Genomic DNA, 5,701 nt, shown 5'->3' with positions numbered 1-5,701 from the left:
CCGTCCCCGTTCGGCCGCCCGTGCCCGGCCCGGCCGAGGGCCCACCGGGCCCGGGCCGGGCCGGAAGGTCCGGTCCGTACCGTGCCGCGGCGGCGGGCCCGGCGGGCCGTCAGGTCTGACGCAGCGGGGCGTACTCCGCGCCGTCGAGGCCGAAGGTCCAGGCGACACCGTCCTTCGCCGTTCTCGTCGTGGGCGGGACCCGCAGCCAGTACGTGCGACTGCTGCCGTCCGGTTCCGGCGTCGAGTTGACCACTTCGACCATGACGACGTCCTCGTCGCCGTCGAGGGCGATCCGCCAGAGGACGCCGGTCTCGTCCTTGTGCACCGGCTCGGCTCCCGATTCCGAGAGGTAACGGTCGTACCCGTAGAACTCCAGCATCACGCGCCGCAGTTCGGCGTTCTCCTCGGCGCGTATCCGCTCGGGGGTCAGGGTCGCCAGTCCGTCGAGGAATTCGGCCGGAACGGGCATCCCGCGCCAGGCGTGCAGTGCGAAACCGTCGGGGTACGCGAGCGCCGGACCGTCCCCCCGGTCGAGCCGTCCCGCCTCGTCGCGGTGGAGTGCGACCGGTCGTTCGCTGATGACCACGGCTCGCTCGTAGGGCCACCACCAGCCGGCGTTCCTGGCGACTCCAGCCAACCCGGCCAGCCGGTCACCGCGGCCGTCGAACGCGGCGAGCCAGGCCGCGTCGTGCTGGCCGAGCACCGCGTCGAGCAGGACGAGCCGTACGGCGGACTCGTCCTCGGGCGAGTCGGCTAGTTCGGCGACGACACCCGTCCGTATGCGCTCGGCCAGAGCGGCCGTGGTCTCCCACAGCCGGGCCCCGGTGGCGGACCACAGGGCGGACCAGCCGGCCGCGCCCAACTCGTCGTACATCCGGCGGCGTTCCTCGGCCCAGGGCCGGGTACGGACCTCCTCGCGCACCGAGCGTCCCGCGTCGGTCAGCTCCTCCACCGCCTTGACGGCCGCCGGCGGCGAGTCGGCCCAGATGATCCGCTCCGGTTCGGCGAGTCCGGCGCGGCGGTAGGCGAGCCGCACCCCGTCCTCGGCCGCGCCCCGGTCCGCCGCACCCGTCGCCGCCGCAACGGCCCGCCATTCGTTCACGTACTGCATCGGTGTTCCCGTCCCCACGTCTGTCTCTGCCTGCCCCACATCACCCGCACGGCGCCTCGTCCGTGCCGGCGCCCCGCCGTGTCACGCGTGCGCTCCGGTCAGTCGGCGACGATCCGGACGGCGCCCGGCGCGTACTCCCGCTGCCGCACCACGCGGAACCAGCCCTTGGGCAGGGCTATGGCGGCGTGCTCCTCGTGCACCACGCGACCGCCTTCGGGGAGATGGAGCAGCATCGGTCCGAAGGGGCCCGCCTCGCGCAGGAGCCGGCCGGGACCCTGGACCGCGTGCGCGTGACCGGTGACCTCGCCCAGCGCGAGCACCAGCCGCCCCCGCCCGTCGCGCAGTTCACTCGGCGCCTTCAGGAACTGGGCCGGCACCGCCGGCTCCTCCAGAGGCATGATCAGCACATCACCCTGCCGGTACACAGACGTCTCCCCTCCATGGCGGCACCCGCTGCGCCGGCCATGCACAGAACGCTACGGCGGGGGTATGACAACGGGCCCGGCAGCGGACCGCGGACACCGCTGCCGACGTGTCGCTGACGACCGGGCGGCCGGGCCCGGCCGCCCGGTTGTCAGTGGGGCTTGATAAACCTGGCGGACATCAATCGTCCTCAGTATCAGGAGCTCAGTGCCATGTCCGGTGTGGAACACCTGCACGAGTTGCTCGGCCTCCCGGCCGTGGATTTCCGGTGCGAGACCGGCGGGGCCGCGCGGCCGGCGGCAGGGGAAGCCGCCTGGCGCCTCCGCGTCGATCCCTACGACGACGCGGGAAACCACACGTGGGAGCAGGAGTTCGACGCCTTCCTCGACGCCGTCGACCCCGCCGGGGTGCGGGCCCTGATCATCGGCCAGTGGGGCGAGTCGTACGAAGCGGATTCCTCCTTCCCCATCGGCCTCGTCGTAGCCGCCGCCGACCGTCTCACCTCTCTGGAGGCGGTCTTCGTCGGAGACCTGGAGATGGAGGAGGCCGAGATCTCCTGGATCGAGCAGTCGGACGTCACCGCCCTGCTCGCCGCCTTCCCGGGCCTGACCGAGCTCGGTGTGCGGGGCGGCACCGGCCTCGCGTTCCCTCCGGTCTCCCACGCGTCCCTGCGGGCGCTGACGATCGAGAGCGGCGGTCTGCCGGCGGAGGTGGTGCGCGGCGTCGTGGACAGCGAACTGCCCGCGTTGGAGCGCCTCGAACTCTGGCTCGGTGTGTCCGCGTACGGGGGGAGCACGTCACCGGCCGACCTGGCGCCTCTGCTCTCCGGCACCCGCTTCCCCCGCCTCCACCACCTCGGCCTGTGCAACAGCGAGTTGCAGAACGAGATCGCGGCCGCGATCGCCTCGGCCCCCGTCGTCGCCCGGCTCAGGACGCTGGACCTCTCCTCCGGCACGCTGGGGGACGAGGGTGCGGCCGCACTGCTCGAAGGCCAGCCGCTCACCCACCTCGGCGCGCTGGACCTGCATCACCATTTCCTGACCGAGCCCATGGAACGCCGGGTCAGCGACGAACTGGTCCCCCACGGCGTGCGCGTCGATCTCTCCGAGCGGTGCGAGCCCTGGGGCGGACGCGGCGCCGCGGGCCGCTACACCACGGTCGCGGAGTGATGCGGCGATGACGGAGATCCAGCACACCGACACCGACGCCCACACCGGCACCCCTGCTCCGGACGAGACCGAGGACGAGCGCATGACCGTCGAGCATCTCGACATCGGGCACCCGGAAGCGTTCCACGGGCTGCCGGTGTTCACCCTTCCGTCGTCGTCAAAGACCCCGCAGGCGTCGCCACTGCCGGCGCCCGATTCCGTCGCCTGGCGGCTGGAGTACCCGGACGACTCCGATTTCCCCGGGCTCTGGAAGCGATTCCTCGGCTCCGTCGACACGAGCCGGGTCCGCGCCCTGCTGATCGGGCCCTGGTGGGATGACGAGTACTCCCCCCTCCACCCCGTCCTTGAGCTGCTCGTCTCCGACGCCGGCCTGTTCCCGCAGCTCCGTGGCCTGTTCCTCGCCGATGTGACCGGTGAGGAGTGCGAGGTCTCCTGGCTGCCGATGTGCGACATCACTCCGGTGTTCGAGGCGTTCCCGCTCCTGGAGGAGCTGGTCGTGCGGGGGTGCGGCGACGAAGCCGCGGAGGGCGAGGCGCTGAGGCTCCGACCGGTGACCCACCGCGCGCTGAAGTCGCTGCGTTTCGAGTCCGGCGGGCTGCCCGGCCATGTGGTCCGTGCGCTGGGCGCGTCGGACCTGCCCGCCCTGGAGCGACTGGAGTTGTGGCTCGGCACCCAGTGGTACGGCGGCGACGCCACGGTCGAGGACCTTCGGCCCGTGCTGTCGGGCAACGCCTTCCCGCGTCTGCGCCATCTCGGCGTGCAGAACAGCGAGATACAGGACGAGATCGCCGTGGCCGTCGCCTCCGCCCCCGTCGTAGCCCAGCTCGACTCGCTCGCCCTGTCGATGGGCACCCTCGGTGACACAGGTGCCCGGGCGCTTCTGGAAGGTCAGCCGCTGACCCATCTGACCTGGCTCGACCTGCACCACCACTACCTCGGCGAAGCGTTGGTGGACCGCGTCCGCGCCCTCTGCGCCGCGGCCGGCGTCCGTGTCGATCTCGCCGGACCGGACTACTGGGACCCGGAGGACGAGGAGCGCTATGTCGTGGTCAGCGAGTAACGCGGGGCCCGCCCTCGCGGTCGTCGGCAACCCCGGCAACCGCAGGGTCGCCCTCTTCCAGGACGCGGTGCGGGCCGCCGGGCTGCCGCAGGCACGGACCGTCTCCTGGCGGCAGGTGCTGGAAGGCCAGGTGGCCTTCCTCCCGGGGGAACGGGTCCGGATCGACTCTCCCGGCGAGGACCCGGAGGTCGAACGACTGCTGCGCGGGGTGGACGACCCGACCCGGGTGGAGGGTTCGGCCCTCTGGTACACCCGCTTCACCGCCGCGGTGAGGGACGTGGCACGGACGGCCGCCGCCGCGGGTGCGGTGCTGCTCGACGACCCGCAGGACATCGCCGTGCTCTTCGACAAACGCCTGTGCCACGCCGTCCTGGAGACCGCCGAGGTCCCGGTACCGGAGTCACCCACCTCCGGTCCGGCCGCGCCCCCGGTGCGGGGCTGGGAGGACGTACGCCGGATGCTGGCGGACCACCGGATGCCGAGGGCCTTCGTGAAGCTCGCCCACGGTTCGTCGGCCTCCGGGGTACTGGCCGTGGAGACGGCCGGCCCGGGGCGCGTGCGCGCCACGACGTCCGTGGAGCGGGACGGGGCGGGCCGGCTCTTCAACTCGCTCCGGGTCCGCCGGTGCACGACCGAGCAGGAAGTGGGGGCGGTCGTCGACGCCCTCGCGCCGGACGGCCTGCACGTCGAGCGCTGGCTGCCGAAGGCGTCCGTACGGGGCGGCCGGGTCGCCGACCTCCGGGTGGTGGTGGTCGCGGGCCGGGCGACGCACGCCGTCGTACGGACCAGCCGCTCCCCCATGACCAATCTGCATCTGGGCGGAGCGCGGGGCGACCTCGACGAGGTGCGGGCCTCGGTCGAGGAGGCGGGCGGCAGCTGGGACGAGGCGCTCGCGGTGTGCGAGCGGGCCGCCGCCTGCTTCCCGGGCACCCTCTGCGTCGGTGTCGACCTGCTTCCGGCGACCGGCTGGCGGCGTTTCGCCGTGGGCGAGGTCAACGCCTTCGGGGATCTCCTGCCGCGTCTGACCGGGCTGCCGGGCAGCGGCGCGGAAGGGATGGACACCTATGCGGCACAGGTCGCCGCCGTCCTGCGGACCGAAGCGGCCCGCCAGGAACAGCGTGCCGCCGATGACCGGCCCCTCACAAAACGAAAGCCCGGCGACGACCAAGTGAGGAACGATCGTGTCATCCCTCTCCCCTGACCCCGCGGCCCGCGTCCAGGACGCCCGCGACCCCGACATGAACACGGTGGTGGGCAGTCACGACCTGCTGTTCGTCACCCTGGACACCCTGCGTTTCGACGTCGCCGAGGAGCTCGCCGCCGCGGGACGCATCCCGCATCTCGCCCGTCACCTGCCGGGCGGCGTCTGGGAGAAGCGGCACGCACCGGGCAGCTTCACCTACGCCTCCCACCAGGCGATGTTCGCCGGGTTCCTGCCGACGCCGGCCTCCCCCGGTCCGCATCCCCGGCTGTTCGCGGCGCGCTTCGCGGGCAGCGAGTCCACCGCGGACGGCACGTTCGTCCACGAGACCCCCGACCTGCCCTCCGGTCTCGCCGCCGCGGGCTACCGCACGGTGTGCGTCGGCGGTGTCGGATTCTTCAACCGCCGGCCGCCGCTGGGCTCCGTACTGCCCGCGATGTTCCAGGAGAGCCACTGGGAACCGGAGTTCGGCGTCGCCTCCCCCACCTCCTTCGAGGAACAGGTGGCCTGTGCCGAGCGGATCGTCGCCGGGCTCCCGGTGGAGCAGCGGCTGTTCCTCTTCGTCAACGTGTCGGCGCTGCACCAGCCCAACTGGTTCCACCTGCCCGGTGCCACCGCCGACGCGGGGGATTCCCGGGAGACCCACGCCGCCGCCCTGGAGTACGTGGACCGGCACATAGGGCGCCTCTTCGCCGCGGCGAGCAGCCGTCGGCGCTGCTTCGCGATCGTCTGCTCCG

The 5,701-nt window shown here is 72.7% G+C and carries 6 protein-coding genes; 4 read left to right on the top strand and 2 right to left on the bottom strand.

The genetic code is table 11. From position 1 onward, the window contains the following. Window positions 1-109: 109 nt before the first annotated feature. Both IH13_RS0128745 and IH13_RS0128740 read right to left on the bottom strand, forming a co-directional pair. A complete protein-coding gene (locus IH13_RS0128745; RefSeq protein WP_031088927.1) occupies window positions 110-1,111 on the bottom strand; it encodes a DUF6745 domain-containing protein in 1,002 nt (333 codons plus the stop codon). Between the two features lie 98 nt (window positions 1,112-1,209). Continuing rightward, a complete protein-coding gene (locus tag IH13_RS0128740) occupies window positions 1,210-1,536 on the bottom strand; it encodes a hypothetical protein (RefSeq protein WP_031088926.1) in 327 nt (108 codons plus the stop codon). Window positions 1,537-1,746: 210 nt separating this feature from the next. Here IH13_RS0128740 and IH13_RS0128735 point away from each other — a divergent pair, with 210 nt between their 5' ends. From IH13_RS0128735 to IH13_RS0128720, 4 genes are all read left to right on the top strand, one after another. Next, entirely contained in the window at window positions 1,747-2,703 is a 957-nt protein-coding gene (locus IH13_RS0128735; protein WP_031088925.1) for an STM4015 family protein, read from the top strand. 82 nt (window positions 2,704-2,785) lie between these two features. Next, window positions 2,786-3,763: an STM4015 family protein gene (locus IH13_RS0128730; RefSeq protein ID WP_031088923.1), complete on the top strand. Its 978-nt coding sequence runs from the start codon at window positions 2,786-2,788 to the stop codon at window positions 3,761-3,763. Further along, window positions 3,744-4,964 carry an STM4014 family protein gene (locus IH13_RS0128725; RefSeq protein WP_031088922.1) on the top strand — a complete coding sequence of 407 codons (1,221 nt, stop codon included), beginning with the start codon at window positions 3,744-3,746 and terminating at the stop codon, window positions 4,962-4,964. The genes IH13_RS0128730 and IH13_RS0128725 overlap by 20 nt, the downstream gene beginning before the upstream one ends. Window positions 4,965-5,001: 37 nt before the next feature. After that, on the top strand, window positions 5,002-5,701 hold a 700-nt coding region (locus IH13_RS0128720), incomplete at its 3' end, for an STM4013/SEN3800 family hydrolase (protein WP_031088921.1).

Origin of the sequence: Streptomyces sp. NRRL WC-3549 (assembly GCF_000721935.1) — a bacterium.
Taxonomy (GTDB): domain Bacteria; phylum Actinomycetota; class Actinomycetes; order Streptomycetales; family Streptomycetaceae; genus Streptomyces.
The sequence above is the reverse complement of the archived record's forward strand: the minus strand, read 5'-3'. Positions and strand labels throughout refer to the sequence as shown.

Excerpts from the sequence above, each read along its gene's own strand:
- IH13_RS0128745 (WP_031088927.1), bottom strand. The coding sequence starts at position 1,111 with ATGCAGTACGTGAACGAATGGCGGGCCGTTGCGGCGGCGACGGGTGCG.
- IH13_RS0128735 (WP_031088925.1), top strand. The coding sequence starts at position 1,747 with ATGTCCGGTGTGGAACACCTGCACGAGTTGCTCGGCCTCCCGGCCGTG.
- IH13_RS0128730 (WP_031088923.1), top strand. The coding sequence starts at position 2,786 with ATGACCGTCGAGCATCTCGACATCGGGCACCCGGAAGCGTTCCACGGG.
- IH13_RS0128725 (WP_031088922.1), top strand. The coding sequence starts at position 3,744 with ATGTCGTGGTCAGCGAGTAACGCGGGGCCCGCCCTCGCGGTCGTCGGC.